Here is an 18,394-nt window from a genome sequence, read left to right on the forward strand (position 1 = left end):
TCAGCAGCGACGCAACGGCTACAGTGCGTGTGTGCGGTTCGGTGTCCTGGGTCCACTCGTCGCCGAGGCCGACCATGGCCCGGTGGACCTCAAAGGGCCGCGCCATCGCGCCGTGCTGGCCCGGCTGCTGATCGCCCGCGGCCGGGTCGTCCCGGTGGATCGCCTGGTCGACGACCTGTGGGGAGACCCTCCGGACGGAGCTGTCGGCGCGATCCAGACGTTCGTGTCGACGCTCCGGCGCGCCCTCGAACCCGGCCGTGCGCCGCGAACCCCCGCGCGACTGCTCGTGACCGAGCCGCCCGGTTACGCATTGCGAGCGGAACCCGGTGCCGTCGACGCCTGGCGGTTCGAATCGCTCGTCACCTCGGGACCCCGCACACTGTCGCGAATGGACGAAGCGCTGGGCCTGTGGCGCGGCCCCGCGTATGCGGAGTTCGCCGACCAGGCCTGGGCGCGCGCGGAGATCGCTCGCCTCGACGAACTCCGCGCACTTGCCGAGGAACGCCGTGCCGAAGCGCTGCTCGCCCTCGGCCGTGCCGCCGAAGCGGTGCCGGATCTGGACGCGCACGTCAAAGCTCATTCGTTGCGAGAAGACGGGTGGCGGCTACTCGCCCTCGCGCTGTATCGCGCCGGGCGGCAGGGCGACGCGCTGGCCGCGTTGCGCCGGGCGCGGCAGGTGCTGGTCTCGGAGCTGGGCATCGACCCCGGGCCCGGTTTGCGGCGCCTGGAGGCCGACATCCTCAGCCAGGCACCGAATCTGACTCCGGTGCAGCGGACGCAGCTCGTCGGGCGTGATCGTGAGCTGGCCCAGTTGCGAGTGGCGGCTGCCGGAGTTGCCCGTGGGCGGTTGGGGCTGGCGCTGGTCTCCGGCGACGCGGGGGCGGGCAAGACCGCGCTCGTGGAAGCGCTTTCCGACGAGCTGGGTTGGACCACAGCATGGGGCAGGAGTCCCGACGGTGCACCGGAATCCTGGCCGTGGACCCAGATCCTGACCGGACTCGGTGCGCCCGCGGCCGATCCGGTGGTCGCCCGGTTCCAGTGGTATCGCGCAGTGGCGTCTGATCTCGCCGAGGTCGCGCGGCGGGCGCCGTTGCTGCTGGTGCTCGACGACCTGCACGCAGCGAGTGCGGAGACGTTGGCGCTGTTGGGTTTCCTGGTCAGCGAGCCGATGCCGGAGCGGGTGCTCGTGGTCGCGACCCACCGCACCACCGACATTTCCCCGGCTCTGGCAGAGTTCCTCGGCCGGGCCGCACGCGTCGAACCGACGCGAATCTACCTCGGCGGGCTCGACCGGGACGCGGTGTCCGAACTCGTGCGCACGATCGCCGGGCGGGACGTGGACGACGAGACAACCGGCGTGATTTCGCAGCGCAGTGGCGGAAATCCGTTCTTCGTACGCGAACTGGCATGCTTGATCGACAGTGGACTCACGTCGGTGCCACCGGGAGTGCGCGATGTGGTCCGCTATCGCGTGGCTCGGCTGCCCTCGGAGACTCAGGCCGTCTTGCGCCGCGCGGCCGTTATCGGGCGTGACGTCGATCTCGACGTACTGGAAGGGCTTACCGGGGACGTGCTCGACGCGGTGGAAACCGCGGTGCGGCACGGGTTTCTCGTCGAAAGTGAGCCGCGACGGTTCCAGTTCGCGCATGCTCTGGTGCACGACGCGGTGTACGACAGCCTCTCGCGCACACGCCGCGTGCGATGGCATGCCGACGTCGCCGAGGCGCTCGAACAACTGCGGCCGGACGACGTCGAATCGTTGGCGCACCACCATTTTCTGGCCGGAAACTCGGCTGCCGTGCACTATTCGCGGGCTGCCGCGGAAGAGGCCGAGCGGCGGTTCGCGCCGCATGAAGCGGCGCGGCTGTGGCAGCAGGCGCTCGCTGCGGACGACGGTTCCGACGTCCGGACCCGGCTCGACCTGACGATGGGCCTGGTGCGGGCGCTCGCCGTGACCGGCGGTCTGGAGCAGGCGCGGCACCGCCGGGCCGAAGCGATCGAGATCGCGGACTCGCTCGGTGATCCCGCGCTGACGGCTCGCGTGATCGGGGCGTTCGATGTGCCCGCCATCTGGACCGAACACGACGATCCCGCGCTCGCCGAGCGGATCGTCGAGGTCGTGGAGCGGACACTGGCGGCGGTCGACGATCCCGCGGACCGGAGCCGGCTGCTGGCCACGCTCGCGCTGGAAGCACGGGCCGGCGGGGGAGAGCGGGCGCGGAACGCGGCGCTGGAAGCGGAGGCGATCGCACGCGAGCTCGGCGACCCGACGGTGCTCGCGTTCGCCCTCAACGCACGGTTCATGCAGTCGTTCGAACGCGCCGGGCTCGCACCCGAGCGGGCGCGAATCGGGGCGGAACTGGTTGAGCTGGCCCGGCGGCACACGCTCGTGACGTTCGAGGTGCTGGGGCACCTGATTCTGGTGCAGGCTTACTCCGCGCTGGCCGATTTCCCGGCGGCCGACCGGCATGCGGACGCGGCCGACCGGCTCGGCGAGCAGTACCAGATCCCGCTGATCGGCGTGTTCACCCAGTGGTACCAGGCACTTCGGGCTTCGCTCCGTGGTCCGGCGGAGGCGGCGTACCGGGCCGCGGCGGCGCGGCTGACCGGCACGGGAATGTCCGGAGTGGATAATGGGATTCTGGCTTTCGCCTTGCTCTGCCAGCAAGTTCGGCGCGGCGAGCCGGTCGCCGACGGGGATTTCGGTGGTTATGAAGCCTGGTGCCGGCCGCTGCTCGGCGACGATGGCCCGATTCCGCCGTCACCGCGCGATCTGCTGTTCGAGGCCCGCACCTGTCTCCACGCGATCGTCGTGATCAGGCGCTCGGATCGCGCCGCGATGGAGCGCTGCTACACGGAGCTGCTGCCCGCCGCGGGTGAACTCGCCGGGGCCGGCAGCGGTCTGGTGACACTGCGTCCGGTCGCGTACTACCTGGGCGAGCTGGCCACCGCCCTCGGCGATCCGCACGCCGCCGAGCACTACCGCCGGGCGGAGGAGATCGCCCGCTACGAGGATTCCTCCGCTGGCGCGTGAGACGCGATGACCGCGCTCATCGCGCGCTGGAAATGCTCGCGATCGGCCGGCGCGAGGGGCGCGAGCAGCTCATTGAGCGCCGCGTTCGAGTCGGCATGGAAGGCGACAGCTGCCACGTGGCCGCTACCGGTGAGCATGACCCGCAGGGCACGGCGGTCGTTCGGGACGGGCGTCCGCTGGACGAGGCCGCGCCGCTCGGCGCGGTCCACGAGGCCGGTGAGCGCCGCCTTCTCCACGCCGAAGGACTGCGCCAGGTTCGCCATCCCGCGCGGGCCCAAGGCCAGCACGCACAAGAGCCGAGCCTGGTTCGGGGTCAGGTCGTGCCGCTCGGCGGTCCGCGAAGACACCGTGCACCAGGCGGGACAGCTCGATCAGCCCGCCCGCCGGATCGTCCGTCGCACCAAGGAAACGCACGAAAATATCGTACCCACGACCTATAGTTAATGGCACGAACAGTCCATGCCATGAACAAGTTTGGAGGCCCGGACATGTCCTTCCAGTCGAGGAATGGAACTCGCGGTGCGCGGCAGCCGAGCGGGCCGCTCCTGCGCTGGGGCAACAAGCTGATGGCGAACCGGATCCGCCGCAAGGGCGCCAAAGGCGGCAAGACGCTGGTGCTCACGACCATCGGTGCCAAGAGCGGCGCCGAGCGCGCGAACCCGGTCGCCTGGTTCCCGGGCGACGGCGGCAGCTGGCTGATCGTGGCGTCGGCGGGCGGAGCGCCGAAGAACCCGGCCTGGTACTACAACCTCGCCGCGCATCCCGACCAGGTCCGGATCGAGGTCGGCGGCCGCACGGTGGACGTCACCGCCGAGCAACTCCAGGGTGCGGAACGCGACAAGGCCTGGCAGCAGATCACCGCCGCCGCGCCGGGATTCGGGCGATACCAGGAAAAGACCGACCGCGAGCTGCCGGTCATCGTGCTGACCGCCCGATAGCGCGGCCGGTTTTCCGTTTTCGGCAGGGAAAAATCATCGCCGCTGGCGCTACCGTGGTCTGTTCAGGGAAGCGAGGAGGCCACGATGAGCACTGTCCGGAACACCGACATGAAGCTCGAAGTGATCGTCATCCCCGTCTCGGATGTCGACCGTGCCAAGGAGTTCTACACTCGGCTGGGGTGGCGGCTGGACGTCACGCCCCCCGGCGTCGTCCAGCTGACGCCGCACGGCTCGTGGTGCTCGATCCACTTCGGTCCCGGCGTCACCTCGGCCACGCCGGGCTCCAGCAGGGCGTTCCTGGTCGTCTCCGATATCGAGGCCGTCCGGGACGCGCTGGTCACCGCCGGTATCGAGGTCGGCGACATCTTCCACATCGGCCCGGACGGCCCGGCGCCCGGCGTGGACCCGGGGCGCGGCACCTACCGGTCGCGGGCCGAATTCAGCGATCCCGACGGCAACCAGTGGGTGCTGCAGGAGATCACCGACCGGCTGCCCGGGCGCGTGGACGCGGACGTGACGTCCTACAGCTCGGCGAGCGACCTGGCGGAGGCGATGCGGCGGGCGTCGGTCGCGCACGGCGAACACGAGAAGCGCACCGGCGAGGCAGACGCGAACTGGCCCGACTGGTACGCCCGGTACATGGTCGCCGAACAAGCCGGCACGGAGCTGCCGAAATGAGCACCCCACGGGACGGGGCGCTCGCCGGGCAGACCGTCGTGCTGATCGGCGGCAGCGCGGGCATCGGCTTCGAGACAGCGCGGCGCGCCAAGGCCGAGGGCGCCGAAGTCGTGCTCACCGGCCGCCATCCCGAGCGGCTCGAGCAGGCGGCGCGCGAGCTCGGCGGTGCGCGGTCGGCGGCTTTCGACGCCACCGACACGGCGGCGCTGGCGAGTTTCTTCCAGGACCTGCCGGCACCGATCGACCACGTGCTGGTCACGGCCGGCGGCCCGCACTACGGGCCGCTGCTGAAGATGAGCGGCGCCGAGGTGAGCGAGGCGCTCAGCGACCACATCGTGCTGGCGCTGGAGGTCGCGCGCAACGCCGCCGGCCGGATGCGGCCCGGCGGCGCGCTGCTGCTCATGGGCGGCACCGGCGGCCGCCGCATCGGGCACGGCCTCGGCATCGTGTCCGCCGCCACCGCCGCGCTGCCCCCGTTCACCGCGGCCCTCGCGCTGGAGCTGGCGCCGGTGCGCGTCAACCTCATCGCCGCCGGCTTCGTCGACACCCCGTTGTCGGCGTCGCTGCTCGGGGATCAGCTCGACGAGCGCCGGGACGAGCTGCGCTCGACACTCCCGATCGGCCGCGTCGTCGGCCCCGAGGACGTCGCCGCGCTCGCCGTCCACCTCATGACCAACACCGCGCTCACCGGTGCGACCTACGACATCGACGGCGGGCAGCAGTTCGTCTGGTGAACAACCGAGGGAGCCGAAATGAGTGTTGTCGTGATCGCCACGGCTTTTCCTCTGGCCGAATACCGCGCCGAGGTGGTCGCGGCTTTCGAGGCGGCGATCGTCCGGGTGCACGACGAACCGGGCGTCGAGCTGTACGCGCTGCACGAGGGACCCGACCGGCTGGTGATGATCGAGAAGTACGAGTCGGACGAGGCCCGCGCCCGGCACGGAAAGGGCGCGGCGCTGGCCGAGCTGCTGGACGCCTTGAAGGGCAAGCTCGGCAGCAGCCTCAACGTGCAGGTCCTCACTCCGCACCCGGCCGGAAAGCCGGAGAAGGGCACGCTCTGACCACCCGTGCCCGCGCATCACCAGGCCGTCACGACAGCCTCTGCGAGCTCTTCCGGCCGGGACAGGAAGGGCGCGTGGGACGTGTCGAGCGCGATGACCCGGGTCGTCGTGGCGGAAACGGCGTCGACGTCCCGGACGAAGCGGCGTTGCAGCGGCTCGGGGATCGCCCGGTCCTTGGCGCAGACGACATACGTATGGGGAACACCGCCGTAACGTCCCCGCGTCACCGCCACCTTCTCCGCGGGGAAGTGCACGGGAGTGTCGGTGCCCAGCAGTGCGATGGCGGCGTCGGCGGTGGTGACATCGACATCACCGTAGAAGGCTTCGCGCAGCCCCTTTCGGCGCTCGGGATCCCCCGGGTCGTGACGCAGCGCGCCCGCCGTGGCCGGGTCGGCGACCAGCAGACCGGAGACCAGTTCACCGGCAGCTTCGCTGCTGGTGAACAGTTCCGCCACCGATGCGGTGATCGGGACGTAGGCGCTGACGTAGACCAGGTGGGCGAACAAGTCGGGAGCCAGCTCGGCCGCCGCGGTGGCGATCACCCCACCCAGACTGTGGGCGACCACGACACAGGGCTCACCGCCGCCAACCACGCGGATTTGATCGACGAGCGCCCCGGCGGCGGCGTCCGTGGTGACGTGGGCGACCGGTGACGGCTCAGCGGCGAACGCGGCCTGGTCGAACGGACGCGCCCACCGCGCGGCCGGTGCCCTGCCGTTCAGCCCGTGCCCGAGCAGGTCCACGGCGACCGACGGCACACCACGGGCGGCCAGGTGCGCCGTCACCGGCGTCCAGCACCAACTCCCGTGCCAGGCGCCATGAACCAGCAGCATGGTACGCATCAGACGTCCTTTCGTCCTTCTGGTAGATCTTGAGACGCTTGGACTCAACCAAAGGTGAACGCGTAACGCTGTCGCGATCCGCTCCGGGCAGTGTCGCGATCCCAGGGAAGGCAGGCCATGCGCGACAAGCCCGTGCCCGGCCTCGCGGAAGTCACCTCGCCGCTGTTCGCCAGCGAGGCGATGACGGGTTGGAAATCGCTCGTCCTCAACGAGCAGGTCCACGATCCCGTCGTCGCCGATGCCCTGGCGCCCGTGGCCGACGCGTACTGCATCGTGGTGGTGACCGGTGGCGAGGCCTTCCTCGAGTCCTGGGACGGGCAGGGGTGGTCCGGCGCGGAGTACCGGCCCGGCACCGTGGCGCTCATCTCGCCCGGGCGCGCCACCCGGTTTCGCTGGCGCGCCCTGGGCCCCGACCCACTGAGGACCGCACACCTGCTGCTCCCGCACGACGCGATGCGCACGGCCGCACGAGAACTCGGCCTCGGCCGCCGGGCGATGACGCTCCGCGACAGCGCCTACCTGTCCGATGCCCCCATCGCCGCCACCACCCACGCGCTGCTGGATGCCGGGCGCTCAGGTGCCGCCGAAGCCTACGTTCACTCGGCCGCCGCATTCCTGGCCATGCACATGCTCACCCGATACGCCGCGACGTCCGTCGCCGTGGACGAACTGACCCCGCGCGTGCTCGGCGTGTTCCGCGACGCCGTCGGGAGAACCACGTCGCTGCGGGAACTCGCCGCCCTGGCCGGTGTCGGCGAAGCCCGCCTGGCCCAGGTCGTCCGGGAGGCCACCGGGCAGTCGCCGTGGAACCATCTCATCACCTTGCGCGTCGCCGAGGCCAAACGACTCCTGGCCACCACGGCCCTCCCGGTGACCGAAATCGGCTACCGGTGCGGGTTCGCCACCCCGTCCCACTTCGCGGCGTCGTTCCGCCGCGCGACCGGCACTACCCCGACCCGCTGGCGCGCGACCACCGCCTGACCACGACCTCGCCATCCCGTTGTCACTCGGTGCTTTCCCGGGCAATCAACGTGTGCGGGGCGATGAACTCCTCCGCCGGTAACGACGGGTCCTCGATGCGGGCGGCGAGGCGAGCCACGGCGGTGCGCGCGATGAAGGGGGTATCCAGCGAAACGGTGCTCAATGACGGGCGCGAATAACGCCCCTCCTCGATGTCGTCGACGCCGATGATCGCCACGTCTTCGGGGACGCGCAGGTCCGAGTCGAAAACAGCGCGGATCGCGCCCATCGCCAGCAGGTCCGAGTAGCAGAAGATGCCGTCCGGACGCGGAGACTGGCGCAGTAGGGACGCCGCGGCGGCGTAGCCGGCGGCGCGGCCGTAGTGGGCCGCCGTGCGCTGCAGCGCGTCCACCGGCTCCAACCCGTGCTCCTGCAACGCCTTCCGGAATCCCTCCGTGCGCTGCAACGGCGTCGTGTACGTCTCCTTCGGCTGGGCGCCGATGGCCGCGACGCGGGTGCGGCCCCGGTTCAGCAGGTGGGAGGTCGCGTCGCGGGCGGCGACGATGTTGTCGATCGCGACGTGGTCGAAGCGGTGGTCGAAGACGTGCTCGCCGAGCAGGATCAGCGGCGAGGCCCTGGCCGGGTCGACATCGCGGAGTTCGTCCCTGGTCGCCAGTGGCGCGAAGAGCATCCCGTCGAACAGGTTGCGCCTGCCGCCGCCGCGCAGCAGCTGGCGTTCCCGCTCGTGGTCGTGGCCGGTCTGGTCGATCATGACCTGGAAACCGAGGTGGCCGGCGGCGTCGATGACCTCGCGGGCGAGCTGGCTGAAGTACGGCACGTCGATCTCCGGCACCACGAGCGAGAGCACGCCGGTCTTGCCGGTGCGCAGCGTCCGTGCGACCGGGTTCGGGACATAGCCCAGCTCGTCGATGGCCCGCAGCACGCGCTGGCGCATCTTGTCGCTCACGTGCTCGTAACCGCTGACCACGTTCGACACCGTGCGCACCGAGACCTGCGCCCAGGCCGCCACGTCCCGCAACGTCGCCGCCAAGGGACCTCCTCTCGTCAGTCCACCATCCTAGCTTTTGCAACGTGTGCAAGCATGTCGTACAGTTTGCGTACGTTGGCAAAGTGGCGCGCCGACCTCGCGCCGCGCTGCCGCTTCGCACAAAGGAGTGCCATGAGGACCACACCCGGCAGGAGCGCCCGCGGCGCCCGCCTTCTCACCCGTCGCGGTGCCGCCGTCGCCGCCGCTGCCCTGCTCGTCACCGTGCTCAGCGCCTGCGGCCCGGACATCGGTTCCGGCGGTGATTCGTCAGCGAGCGGCTCCGTGCTGCAGGCGCCGGCGGACAACTCGCCGAAGGGCGAGATCACGATCTGGGACCGCTCCGGTGACCTGTTCAAGGTTTTCGACGCCACGATCAAGGAATTCAACAAGAAGTACCCCGGCATCACGGTCAAGCACGAGGCTGTCGACATCGACTCGAAGCTCCAGAACACCTTGATCACCGGCACGGACGTGCCCGACGGCGTCTTCCTCGACGACGCCAAGGTCGGCAGCTACGTCGACCACCTCTGGAACCTCCAGGACGTGCTCGCGCCCTACAGCAAGGACATCGCGCCGCAGAAGGTCGCCGTCAACACCGTGCACGGCGGCATCTACGGCGTGCCGTTCGATCTCGACCCCGGCCTGCTGTTCTACAACGCGAAAGCGCTGAGCGCGGCCGGCATCGACCCGAACGGGATCAAGACCTACGACGACCTCCTCGCCGCGGCGAAGAAGTACCAGCAGTACAAGCCCGGCGCCAAGCCGATCCACCTGGAGCAGGACGCCTTCAACAGCCAGCTCCAGCTCGAGATGTACGCCAGCCAGTTCGGCACCAGCCTCGCCGACGCCAACGGGGCGCTGCGGCTGGATTCCGCGCCGTACCACCAGATCCTGACGTGGCTCGACACGGTGCGGAAGGACGGGCTCGGCACCCGCGCGGAGTACCTCAAGCCCACTGACGTCGGCGCGCTGGACTCCGGCGACGAGGTCTTCTACCCGTGGGCGATCTGGTTCGACTTCGCCCCGCAGCAGCAGTTGACCGCGACGAAGGGCGACTGGCGCGCGATGCCGCTGCCGGCCTGGTCCCCGGGTGGCGCGCGCAGCGGCGCGATGGGCGGGGCGTCGTTCGTGATCCCCAAGGACGCGAAGAACCCGCAGCTGGCCTGGCTTTTCTACCGCTTCCTGACGTTCGAGCAGGCCGGCTACAGCGCGGTCTACGGTCCGAACGCGGTCTACCCGGGTGGGCTGAACACGTCGATCCCGTCGTACCGCCCGGCGGCGGATCCGGCCAAGCCGCTGTTCCGGCCGATCGACGCGATGGGCGGCCAGGACGTCTGGAAGACGGCCGTCGAAGCCAGCCAGGAGATCCCGGGTGGTGCGCCGATCCCGTCGTGGTGGGCCGCCGCCGTCGACTACCTCGGCACCGACCTGCAGAAGATGCTGGACGGCAGCCTGACCCCGCAGCAGGTCATCGACCAGGCCGGCAAGGACATCCAGACCAACCTCGTCGAGCGCAAATGACCACCCGGCCCGTGCCGGTCCGTGCGGTGAAGGTGTTCCGGGACGAACAGCGAGCCGAACCGGCGACCACCGCGGCGCCCCGCGCCCGGCGCACCTTGCCGTGGCGGCGCCGGCTCGCGCCGTATGCGTTCGTGCTGCCGTTCGTGGCGGTCTTCCTCGCCTTCAGCGTCTACCCGCTGTTCTTCACGCTGCGCCTGAGTTTCACCGACTGGCACGGGGCCGGTGCCGCGCACTGGGTCGGTCTCGGCAACTACCGCTACCTGCTGACCAACGACGCGTTCTGGGCATCGCTCGGGAACTCGGGGGTGCTGTGGCTGCTGATCGTGCCGGTGCAGCTGGTCCTGGCGGTGATCGTCGCGGTGCTGCTCGGTGCCATCAAGCGGCTGCGCGGCTTCTACCGGGTGACGTTCGTCGTGCCGTTCGTGACGCCGCTCGTCGCGGTCGCCCAGATCTGGATCGTGCTGTTCGACCAGAACTACGGCCCGGTGAACACGGTGCTCGGCGCGCTCGGCCTGCCGCAGGTCGGCTGGCTCGTCGACAGCATGTGGGCGAAACCGACCCTGGCCCTGCTCTTCCTTTGGAAGACAACGGGTTTCGTCGTCCTGATCGTCCTTTCCGGACTGCAGCAGATCGACGGCGGCCTGTACGAGGCGGCGTCGCTCGACGGCGCCGGCCGCTTGCGGCAGCTGTGGAGCATCACCGTCCCGCTGCTGCGCCGCTCCCTGATGTTCTGCGTCGTGCTGCAGACGCTGGCGGTGTTCCAGATGTTCGTCGAACCGTACGTGGTGACCGGCGGCGGCCCCTACACCTCGACCACGACGGCCGGGCTCTTCCTGTTCAAGCACATCAACAGTGGGGACCTGGGCACCGGAGCGGCGAACTCGTTCCTCCTGGTGATCGTCGTGATGGCACTGTCGCTGCTGTTCGTCCGGCTGCTCCGAGCGGAGGACTAGACCATGACCACCCTCGACGTCCGCGCCCGGCGGACCACCGGCCGCCCGCGGGCCGGTGCCCACGTGTTCCTGCTCGTGCTGACCGTGGCCCTGCTCGCGCCGGTGGCGTGGGCCGTCCTGTCGTCGTTCAAGCCCGCGGGCGAGATCATCCGGGACCCACTCGGGTTCGACCCGGCGACCCTCACGTTCGCCAACTTCCGCGGGATGTTCCAGGACGTGCCGATCGGCAGCGGGTTCCTGAACACCGGCGTCGTGCTGGTCGCGAAGGGCGCCATCACGATGTTCTGCGCCCCGCTGGCGGCTTTCGCGTTCGCCAAGTACAGCTTCCGCGGCAAGAACCTGATCTTCGGCACCGTCCTGCTCACCCTGATGCTGCCGGTGATCGTGCTCATCATCCCGCTGCTGCTGGAGATGAAGGAGCTCGGCTGGGTGAACACCTACCAGGCGCTGATCCTGCCCGGCTCGGTCGACGCGTTCGCGATCTTCTGGATGCGCCAGGTGATCGCGGCGGTGCCCGACGAGCTGCTCGACGCGGCCCGCGTCGACGGCTGCGGCGAGTTCGCGATCTTCCTGCGCGTGATCGTGCCGGCGATCCGGCCGGGCCTGGCCGGTCTCGGCGTGCTGACGATCATGAACATCTACAACGATTTCGTCTGGCCCGTCGTCGCGGCCAGCTCGAGCCGGATGGCCACCCTCCAGGTGGTCCTGTCGACCCTTGCCCAGAACATCAAGGGAAATCGGGTGGGAGCGGACTACGCGACCGTCACCGGTGAGCTGCTCGCCGCCGCGTCGATCGCGCTCATCCCGCTCCTGATCCTGTTCATCGTGCTGCAGAAGCACTTCATCAACGGCATCCTCGCCGGAAGCGTAAAGGGCTGAGACACCATGACGATTGCTGAGAACGCCGTCGAGCCGCTCGCCGCGGAGGCGCCGCCGCGGCCGGGATATCCGCGGCCCGACCGGGACCGTTCCGGTCGGTGGCTGAGCCTCAACGGCAGCTGGCGGTTCACCGCCGACGACGGTGCGCCCACGTCGGTCACGGTCCCGTTCGCTTGGGAGACAGCGGCTTCCGGTGTCCAGCGCACGTGGCTGGAGCGCGCGGTCTACTCGCGCGTGGTCACCGCCCCGGCCGAATGGGCGGGGCGCCGAGTGGTGCTGTGCTTCGGCGCCGTGCACCACCGGGCGACCGTCGCACTCGACGGGGTGGAGATCGGCTCGCACGTCGGCGGGCACAGCTCGTTCGAGTTCGACGTCACCGATCTGCTGTTCCCGGGCCGGCCGGCGGAGCTGACGGTGGATGTCGAGGCACCGGCGGACAAACGCGAGATCCCGCACGGCAAGCAGCGCTCGATTCCGCGGGACGACTACGACGGTGTGTCGTTCACCCCGACGTCCGGGATCTGGCAGAGCGTCTGGCTGGAGGCGCGAGGACGCACATACGTCGCCGACGTTTCCCTGCGCGGGGATTCGCTCACCGGGTTCGACATCGCCGGTGAACTCGCCGGTGACGCGCCGGACGCCGCGCGCGTCGTGGCGCGGCTGGAGGGCCGCGAGACCGTGCTTTCCGTGCAGGGCGGGCGATTCACGGGCCGGCTGGCCCTCGACGCTCCTCAGTTGTGGAGCCCTGAGTCGCCGCATCTCTACGCGGTCGAGCTCAGCGTGGGCGAAGGAGAGGAAGCCGATCACCTGACCGTGACCGGCGGGCTGCGGCGGATCGAGACCCGTGGCGAAGCGCTCTATCTCAACGGGGAACGGTTCTATCTGCGTGGTGTGCTCGACCAGGGGTACTGGCCGGAGACCGGGCTCACCGCGCCGGACGACGAAGCGCTGGTGGCCGACCTCGAACTCGCCCGCGAACTCGGTTTTTCGTTGGTGCGCAAGCATCTCAAGTTCGAGGAACCGCGGTGGCTCGACTACGCCGACCGCATCGGGATGCTGGTGTGGGCCGAGCCGCCGTGCCCGAGCCGGTTCAGCCCGGCCGCGGCGGCGGGGTTCGAGGCGCAGCTGCCGGACCTGGTCCGGCGCGACGGCAACCACCCGTCGATCGCGATCTGGGGGCTGTACAACGAAGAATGGGGGCTGGACTGGGACATCCCGGGCAGCCCCGAGCGCGCGGCGGCCGCGGCGCACGCCTACGACATCCTGCGTTCGCTCGACGACACCCGGCCGATCGTCGAGAACTCCGGCTGGGCGCACGTGAAGACGGACCTTGTCGACTGGCACTACTACGACGAGAATCCGCGCAGCTGGGCGGAAAACGTCGCCGCGCTGGCGGAGGGCGCGCGGGAGACGTTCCCGGTGCCGCTCCAGCCGGACCTCAGGGTGGACAAGCCTCTCTACGGCTCCACCAGCTTCCCCCGATCCGGCGTGCCGGTGCTCAACAGTGAGTACGGCGCCGGATTCACCAGCCTGGAGCGGGCCTGGCACGTGCGGTGGCAGACGCAGGAGATCCGCCGGCACGACCGGTTCGCGGGGTACATCTACACCGAGCTGACCGACATCGAGCACGAGATGGCCGGCCTGCTCGACACCCACCGCAGGCGCAAGGACTGGGGCGGCCTGAATCCGGCCGACGCGTTCGCCCCGACCACGCTGGTCGTCGACATCGTCCCCGCGCACGCCGGCGCCGACATCCCGGTGCCGGCCGGGCCGCTGACCGTCGACGTGCACGTCTCGCACACCGGCAAGACCCCGATCACGGGCACCCTGCACGCGGCCTGGGGCGCTTCGGGTTCGCGCGGACTCCCGTCCGCCGTCGCGGATTCCCGGGAGGTGCGGGCGACGCCGTTCCAGCTCACCGAGGCGGTCTCCCTGCGGGTGCCGGCGCCGGGTGGCCCCGCGCGGCTGCAGCTGTGGCTGGTGGCCGACGGCCGGGTGCTGGCGCGGACGTTCGTGGACGCCGCGGTGGTGGAGGAACCGAACCGGCGCGGCGTCTGACCGGGAACGAAGGAAGGGTGGCCGGCTCCGCGGAGCCGGCCACCCTTTCTCATGCCTGCCGGGTCAGGCTGGGACGTGCCAGACCTGCGTGAACAGGCCGTTGCAGTCGTAGATCTGGAGTTGCGTGCCGTCCGCGGTCTGGGCCTGGGGATCGTCAAGGCAGCGGCCCGACTGCGGGTTGTAGATCGAGCCGTCCGCGCGGGCCTGCCATTGCTCCCCGCCCGTGCCGAGGCAGTCGCGCAGTTCGACCTTGGTGGAGTTGGCCGTGCCGTTGCCGACGATGTTGAGGCACTTGTCGTAGGCGCGGATCGTGCCGTCCGTTTCCAGCGACCACTGCTGGCCGGTCGCGTTGCCGCAGGTGTAGAGCTGCACCGCGTTGCCGTTGACGGACGTGTTGGTGTTCACGTCGACGCATTTGCCCGTGTCGCCGGGGCCGGTGATGGAGCCTTGGGCGTTCGGCAGCGTCGCCGTGCCGAAGTCGGTTTCGCACTTGCCGGTGGACAGGTGGGTGCCGGCGAGCATCAGGAACGACGAGCCGGAGGTCGCCGCGAGCAGCGGCGAGCTGTAGCCGGCGCACGCCGTCTCACCCGCGTCGTACCCGCCGGTCGGGGCCGTGGTGACCGGGGTGGTGATCTCCTGCCAGGCGCCGGAGCCGAGGTTCCGGTTCACGAACAGCACGTGGCCGTCCTCCGGCTGGACCGCCAGCGCACCGTCGGTCCCGGCGACGACCCGCTGCCCGGACGCGATGAGCGTCCCGTTCGCGCCGCCCGCTGGCGACCAGGCCAGGTACGGCGTGTGCAGCAGGAACCGGTGATCGGCGGTCTCGATGCGGGTTCCGAGGCTGCCGGGGTTCCAGGATTCGGCGTCGGGTGAGGTCTTGAAATAGACGTCGCACGCCTGGTCCGGGTCGAAGCCGCCCTTGCAGTCCTCGTACGTCATGCCGTAGGTGCCGTTCGGCAGCGGGACCACGATCATCATGCCGGGCCGCTCGACACCGTTCTGCAGTGCGACGTCGTAGACCTCGTTGCCCCAGGTGAGCCCGCCGTCGGTGGAGACCACGTGCGCCAGGACCTGGGCGTAGTTGTTCACCGACGGGCGTTCGTCGGAGAAGTAGCAGATGAGCCCGTGGTCGGTGACCATGAACTCCGGTTCCCAGATGCCGTGGCCGATCGTGTTGGCCAGGCCCGACTCGGCGGTGCAGGAGCTGCGGTAGCTCCAGCTCGCGCCCTGGTTGGTCGAAACGAACACCTCGATCGCCTGCTGCGTGTAGTCGCCGTGGTTCCAGGCGGTGCCGGCGGCGAGCAGCGTGCCGGCCGGGAGCGAGCCCTCGGCGCGGGGGAGTTCGTAGAGCGTCGGGCCGTCGAGGTCCCAGCCGTGCTGGGTGTCGGTGACCGTGCCGATCGGCGACGACGTCCAGGTGACGCCGTTGTCGGTCGAGCGGTAGATCGGGAAGTTCGCCTTCCCGACGCCCGTGCCGGAATGCGAGAACGTGGACAGCAGGGTGCCGTTCGCGCTGCCGCTGTGGGCGAGGCGGATCACCCGCGGGTAGCTCGCGTCCTCGGTGGAGCCGCTCGCGGTGCTCGGCCGGTAGAGGACACCGCCGGAGGTCGTCGCCGCGGTGGCGGTCGCCGCCGGAATCGCGGCCGCGACCGCGGCGATCAGCAGGAAGGCGGCGAGCAGCGCGCCGCGCCGCCGTTGCCGGGGATCAGAGTGGTGACGAAAAGCGAGGGGACCAGGCGCCATGTACTTCACTCCTTGGACGGGACGGCGCCGTGGCCCGGACATCATGGCCGCCGCCCGCTGAGCACCACCGAACCCGGCGAACCGCACGGGTCACGCGTCGGCGCTCGGCAAAGGCGATTGCCCTTGCGTCGGTGTTCACTCCGGCCACTTTGCCATCGTTTGCAAGGAGCGTACTGCCGATTTGCACACGTTGCAAGGATGCGGTTTCAGTGATGAAAGCGCGTCGTCTCCGACAACGGCTCGCGGCCCACGGTGACCGCGTTGACCGGAGCGTCGTCGTCGGCGTAACCGAAGGAGATGCCGAAGAGGAGCTTCCCGCCGTTGAGCCCGAGGACCTCCCGAACGGTGTCGGCGTAGAAGCTCAGCAGGCCCTGCGGGCAGCTGGACACCCCGTAGGCCCTCATTGCCAGCAGCAGCGTTTGCCCGTACATCCCGACATCGGCCGCCAGGCGCGCCTCGGCGGTATCCGGGGCGAACAACAGCGCGACATGCGGGGCGCCATAGAAATCCAGGCTTTCGATGTCATAGGCGGCGCGTTTTTCCTCGTCCTCGAAGGCAATGCCGAGCGCGCCGTACAACGCCGCCCCGGCCGCCGCGCGCCGCTTCTGGTGGGTTGGTGAGTAGATGTCCTCGCTGTAGGGGAAATCGACGCTTCGGCGCCCGGCGCGATGCGCGTCCTGTAATGCCGCCGCGAGTTCGTCGCGGACGCGGCCGCCGGCCACCTCGACCCGCCAGGGCTGCGCGTTGGAGTTCGACGGAGCCGCCGCGGCCAGGTCGAAGATCGCCTGGAGGGTTTCTTGCGGGACCGGCGCCGAGCGAAAAGCCCGGGTCGCGCGGCGTCCGCGGATCAGCCGCTCGGCGTGGCGAGACAGGTCGTCCGTCGCGGTTTCGGCCGGATGGGTCATGGAGCATCCTCACGTTCAAGTACACGACACCGTTTACCTGAGCGACGGTAGCAAAGCTCCCGCCCGAAGTAAACGCTCGCGTATACTGCGTGCGTGGTGGACAACACGATCCGCAGAAGCGGCCGCGGTGGACGGGAGCGGGTACTCGCCGCGGCCCGAAAGCTCTTCGCGAACCAGGGCATCAACGCGACGACGATGGAGGAGGTCGCCGCGGCCGCCCCGGTGTCGAAGCGAACCCTCTACGCGCACTTCCCGGCCAAGGACGACCTCGTGCTGGCCCAGCTCGAGGACCTGGTCGGCGCCGGTGCCACCATGCACGCCGTGCTGACCGAAGAGGACATCCCGCCCCGGCAACGGCTTCTGGCGATGTTCGACGTCCCCGCGCCGGCCGGGGGCCCGGTCCGGGGCTGCCCTTTCGTCGACGCGGCTGCCGAGTTCCCGTCGCCCGACAGCGCGGTGCATTCGTTCGCGCGAGCGCAGAAACTGCTGATGCTCAGCCTGGTGACCGACTTGACCAGCCAGCTCGGTGTCGCTGAGCCGGAGCTGCTGGCCGAACAACTCGTGACCCTCGCCGATGGCGCGGCTAGCCGCGCGATGGTGCTGAACGACGCCGGCTACGGCCGGCACGCCCGTGCCGCGGCGGAGGTCCTCATCGCCGCGGCGCCGCGGCGGCCCGGCGGTCGCTGCTGACAAGGTTCTTCGGCCGCCTGCCATCATGACCGCGTGCCGCTGCCTGCCCGCCGTTCTCGTGCCCTGTCGACCACCGCGATCACCGTGTGGGCGGTGGGTCTCGCCGGCGGTGCCGTCGTGGTCACCGCGCTGTTGTGGTGGCTGCTGGGCACCGGCCGCCCCGAGGACACCCAGCGGCTCGACGCCCTTCGCACGACGTCGAGCATCGTGATCGGCGCGGCCGGCGGCGCCGCGTTACTGCTGGCCGCCCGGCGGCAACGTGCGGTGGAACTGGACCTGGAGCAGAAGGACCACGACTCCACCGAGCGGCGGGTCACGGAGTTGTACGGGAAGGCCGCTGACCAGCTGGGCAGCGAGAAGGCGCCGGTGCGGCTGGCCGGTATCTATGCGCTGGAACGGCTGGCGCAGGACCATCCTGCGCACCGGCAGACCGTCGTCAACCTGCTGTGTGCCTACCTGCGCATGCCGTATGAACCGCCGCTGGATCGCACCGACGGCGCTGGGCTGCAGGAACGCGAGGTGCGAGGCGCCGCCCAGGGTGTCTTCGAGGCACACCTGCAGCCGGTGGACGAGCACGGCGAGCCGCTGTCGGTGTTCTGGCCGGACATCGACCTGAATCTGGTGGGCGCGACGCTGGAGTGGTTCTGGTTCCGCCGGTGCCGGGTGCGCACGGCGAACTTCCGCTACGCCACCTTCCGCGAGATCGCCGCTTTCCGCGGGACAACGTTCGCGGGCGGCTCGGACTTCCGCGATACCCGCTGGCTGGGCACGGCAGACCTGCGCCACGCCGACTTCGGCCAGTCGGTGGGTTCCGTCCGAGGCTTCCATGCGGCGTCGTTCGACGGCACGGTGACCTTCGGCGCGGAGGTGTCCGGTGCGAACCTGGACGGCGCGAACGCCCGCGCCGACATCGCCGCCCGCACCTGGCCGGCGGGTTGGCACGACGAGCCCGACCCAGCACACCCGAACCGCGTCCATGTCGTCCGGGACGCTGCCGGTGCGTAGTTCGGCTGGAGGCTTCGAGCAGATGGACGAGCGCTGCTGCGAGAACAGCATCCAGATCTCGCAGACCTCGAACTCCGCG

17 protein-coding genes are annotated in these 18,394 nt (G+C 70.1%); 12 read left to right on the plus strand and 5 right to left on the minus strand.

The annotated features are described in order from the left end of the window. The first annotated feature begins 31 nt into the window (after positions 1–31). Complete coding sequence (locus LOZ83_RS33170; protein ID WP_236795715.1) at positions 32–3,034, plus strand: BTAD domain-containing putative transcriptional regulator; 3,003 nt, start codon at positions 32–34, stop codon at positions 3,032–3,034. Here the strand turns inward: LOZ83_RS33170 and LOZ83_RS33175 are convergent. After that, positions 3,007–3,381 carry a MarR family winged helix-turn-helix transcriptional regulator gene (locus LOZ83_RS33175; RefSeq protein WP_236795716.1) on the minus strand — a complete coding sequence of 125 codons (375 nt, stop codon included), beginning with the start codon at positions 3,379–3,381 and terminating at the stop codon, positions 3,007–3,009. The two genes, LOZ83_RS33170 and LOZ83_RS33175, sit on opposite strands and share 28 nt — an antisense overlap. A 117-nt stretch (positions 3,382–3,498) precedes the next feature. Between LOZ83_RS33175 and LOZ83_RS33180 the strand changes: the two genes are divergently transcribed. The 4 genes from LOZ83_RS33180 (at position 3,499) to LOZ83_RS33195 (ending at position 5,711) form a co-directional block, all read left to right on the plus strand. Beyond that, positions 3,499–3,972, plus strand: a complete 474-nt coding sequence (locus LOZ83_RS33180) for a nitroreductase family deazaflavin-dependent oxidoreductase (protein WP_236795717.1) — start codon at positions 3,499–3,501, stop codon at positions 3,970–3,972. Positions 3,973–4,056: 84 nt separating this feature from the next. Then, positions 4,057–4,650: a VOC family protein gene (locus LOZ83_RS33185; protein ID WP_236795718.1), complete on the plus strand. Its 594-nt coding sequence runs from the start codon at positions 4,057–4,059 to the stop codon at positions 4,648–4,650. Beyond that, on the plus strand, positions 4,647–5,384 hold the full coding sequence (locus LOZ83_RS33190) for an SDR family oxidoreductase (protein ID WP_236795719.1): 738 nt from the start codon (positions 4,647–4,649) through the stop codon (positions 5,382–5,384). Before LOZ83_RS33185 ends, LOZ83_RS33190 begins: the two co-directional genes overlap by 4 nt. Before the next feature lie 18 nt (positions 5,385–5,402). Next, positions 5,403–5,711 (plus strand): putative quinol monooxygenase, encoded by a 309-nt coding sequence (locus tag LOZ83_RS33195; RefSeq protein ID WP_236795720.1) that lies wholly within the window; start codon positions 5,403–5,405, stop codon positions 5,709–5,711. A gap of 17 nt (positions 5,712–5,728) precedes the next feature. On the opposite strand, the gene LOZ83_RS33200 is transcribed toward LOZ83_RS33195, so the two are convergent. Further along, positions 5,729–6,553 carry an alpha/beta fold hydrolase gene (locus LOZ83_RS33200; RefSeq protein WP_236795721.1) on the minus strand — a complete coding sequence of 275 codons (825 nt, stop codon included), beginning with the start codon at positions 6,551–6,553 and terminating at the stop codon, positions 5,729–5,731. Positions 6,554–6,670: 117 nt separating this feature from the next. Here LOZ83_RS33200 and LOZ83_RS33205 point away from each other — a divergent pair, with 117 nt between their 5' ends. Continuing rightward, positions 6,671–7,534: an AraC family transcriptional regulator gene (locus LOZ83_RS33205; RefSeq protein ID WP_236795722.1), complete on the plus strand. Its 864-nt coding sequence runs from the start codon at positions 6,671–6,673 to the stop codon at positions 7,532–7,534. Between the two features lie 22 nt (positions 7,535–7,556). Here LOZ83_RS33205 and LOZ83_RS33210 read toward each other — a convergent pair whose 3' ends face one another. Further along, positions 7,557–8,564, minus strand: a complete 1,008-nt coding sequence (locus tag LOZ83_RS33210; RefSeq protein ID WP_236795723.1) for a LacI family DNA-binding transcriptional regulator — start codon at positions 8,562–8,564, stop codon at positions 7,557–7,559. 129 nt (positions 8,565–8,693) lie between these two features. Between LOZ83_RS33210 and LOZ83_RS33215 the strand changes: the two genes are divergently transcribed. Genes LOZ83_RS33215 through LOZ83_RS33230 form a run of 4 tightly spaced genes read left to right on the plus strand, consistent with a single transcriptional unit; the run spans position 8,694 to position 13,972 of the window. Then, positions 8,694–10,082, plus strand: coding sequence for an ABC transporter substrate-binding protein (locus tag LOZ83_RS33215; protein WP_236795724.1), 1,389 nt, complete (start codon positions 8,694–8,696; stop codon positions 10,080–10,082). Then, the gene (locus LOZ83_RS33220; RefSeq protein WP_236795725.1) at positions 10,079–11,035 is read left to right on the plus strand and encodes a carbohydrate ABC transporter permease; all 957 of its coding nucleotides are present in this window, start codon (positions 10,079–10,081) and stop codon (positions 11,033–11,035) included. The genes LOZ83_RS33215 and LOZ83_RS33220 overlap by 4 nt, the downstream gene beginning before the upstream one ends. Positions 11,036–11,038: 3 nt before the next feature. Continuing rightward, the gene (locus LOZ83_RS33225; protein ID WP_236795726.1) at positions 11,039–11,914 is read left to right on the plus strand and encodes a carbohydrate ABC transporter permease; all 876 of its coding nucleotides are present in this window, start codon (positions 11,039–11,041) and stop codon (positions 11,912–11,914) included. 6 nt (positions 11,915–11,920) lie between these two features. After that, positions 11,921–13,972, plus strand: a complete 2,052-nt coding sequence (locus LOZ83_RS33230; protein WP_236795727.1) for a glycoside hydrolase family 2 protein — start codon at positions 11,921–11,923, stop codon at positions 13,970–13,972. Between the two features lie 63 nt (positions 13,973–14,035). On the opposite strand, the gene LOZ83_RS33235 is transcribed toward LOZ83_RS33230, so the two are convergent. After that, a complete protein-coding gene (locus LOZ83_RS33235; protein ID WP_236795728.1) occupies positions 14,036–15,715 on the minus strand; it encodes a ricin-type beta-trefoil lectin domain protein in 1,680 nt (559 codons plus the stop codon). Between the two features lie 206 nt (positions 15,716–15,921). Continuing rightward, positions 15,922–16,620 (minus strand): nitroreductase, encoded by a 699-nt coding sequence (locus LOZ83_RS33240; RefSeq protein WP_236795729.1) that lies wholly within the window; start codon positions 16,618–16,620, stop codon positions 15,922–15,924. Between the two features lie 93 nt (positions 16,621–16,713). On the opposite strand from LOZ83_RS33240, the gene LOZ83_RS33245 reads away from it, so the two are divergent. Further along, on the plus strand, positions 16,714–17,310 hold the full coding sequence (locus LOZ83_RS33245; RefSeq protein WP_236795730.1) for a TetR/AcrR family transcriptional regulator: 597 nt from the start codon (positions 16,714–16,716) through the stop codon (positions 17,308–17,310). Positions 17,311–17,343: 33 nt separating this feature from the next. Continuing rightward, positions 17,344–18,315, plus strand: coding sequence for a pentapeptide repeat-containing protein (locus LOZ83_RS33250; RefSeq protein ID WP_236795731.1), 972 nt, complete (start codon positions 17,344–17,346; stop codon positions 18,313–18,315). Positions 18,316–18,394 lie beyond the last annotated feature (79 nt).

This window comes from Amycolatopsis sp. GM8, assembly GCF_021653975.1.
Taxonomy (GTDB): domain Bacteria; phylum Actinomycetota; class Actinomycetes; order Mycobacteriales; family Pseudonocardiaceae; genus Amycolatopsis_E.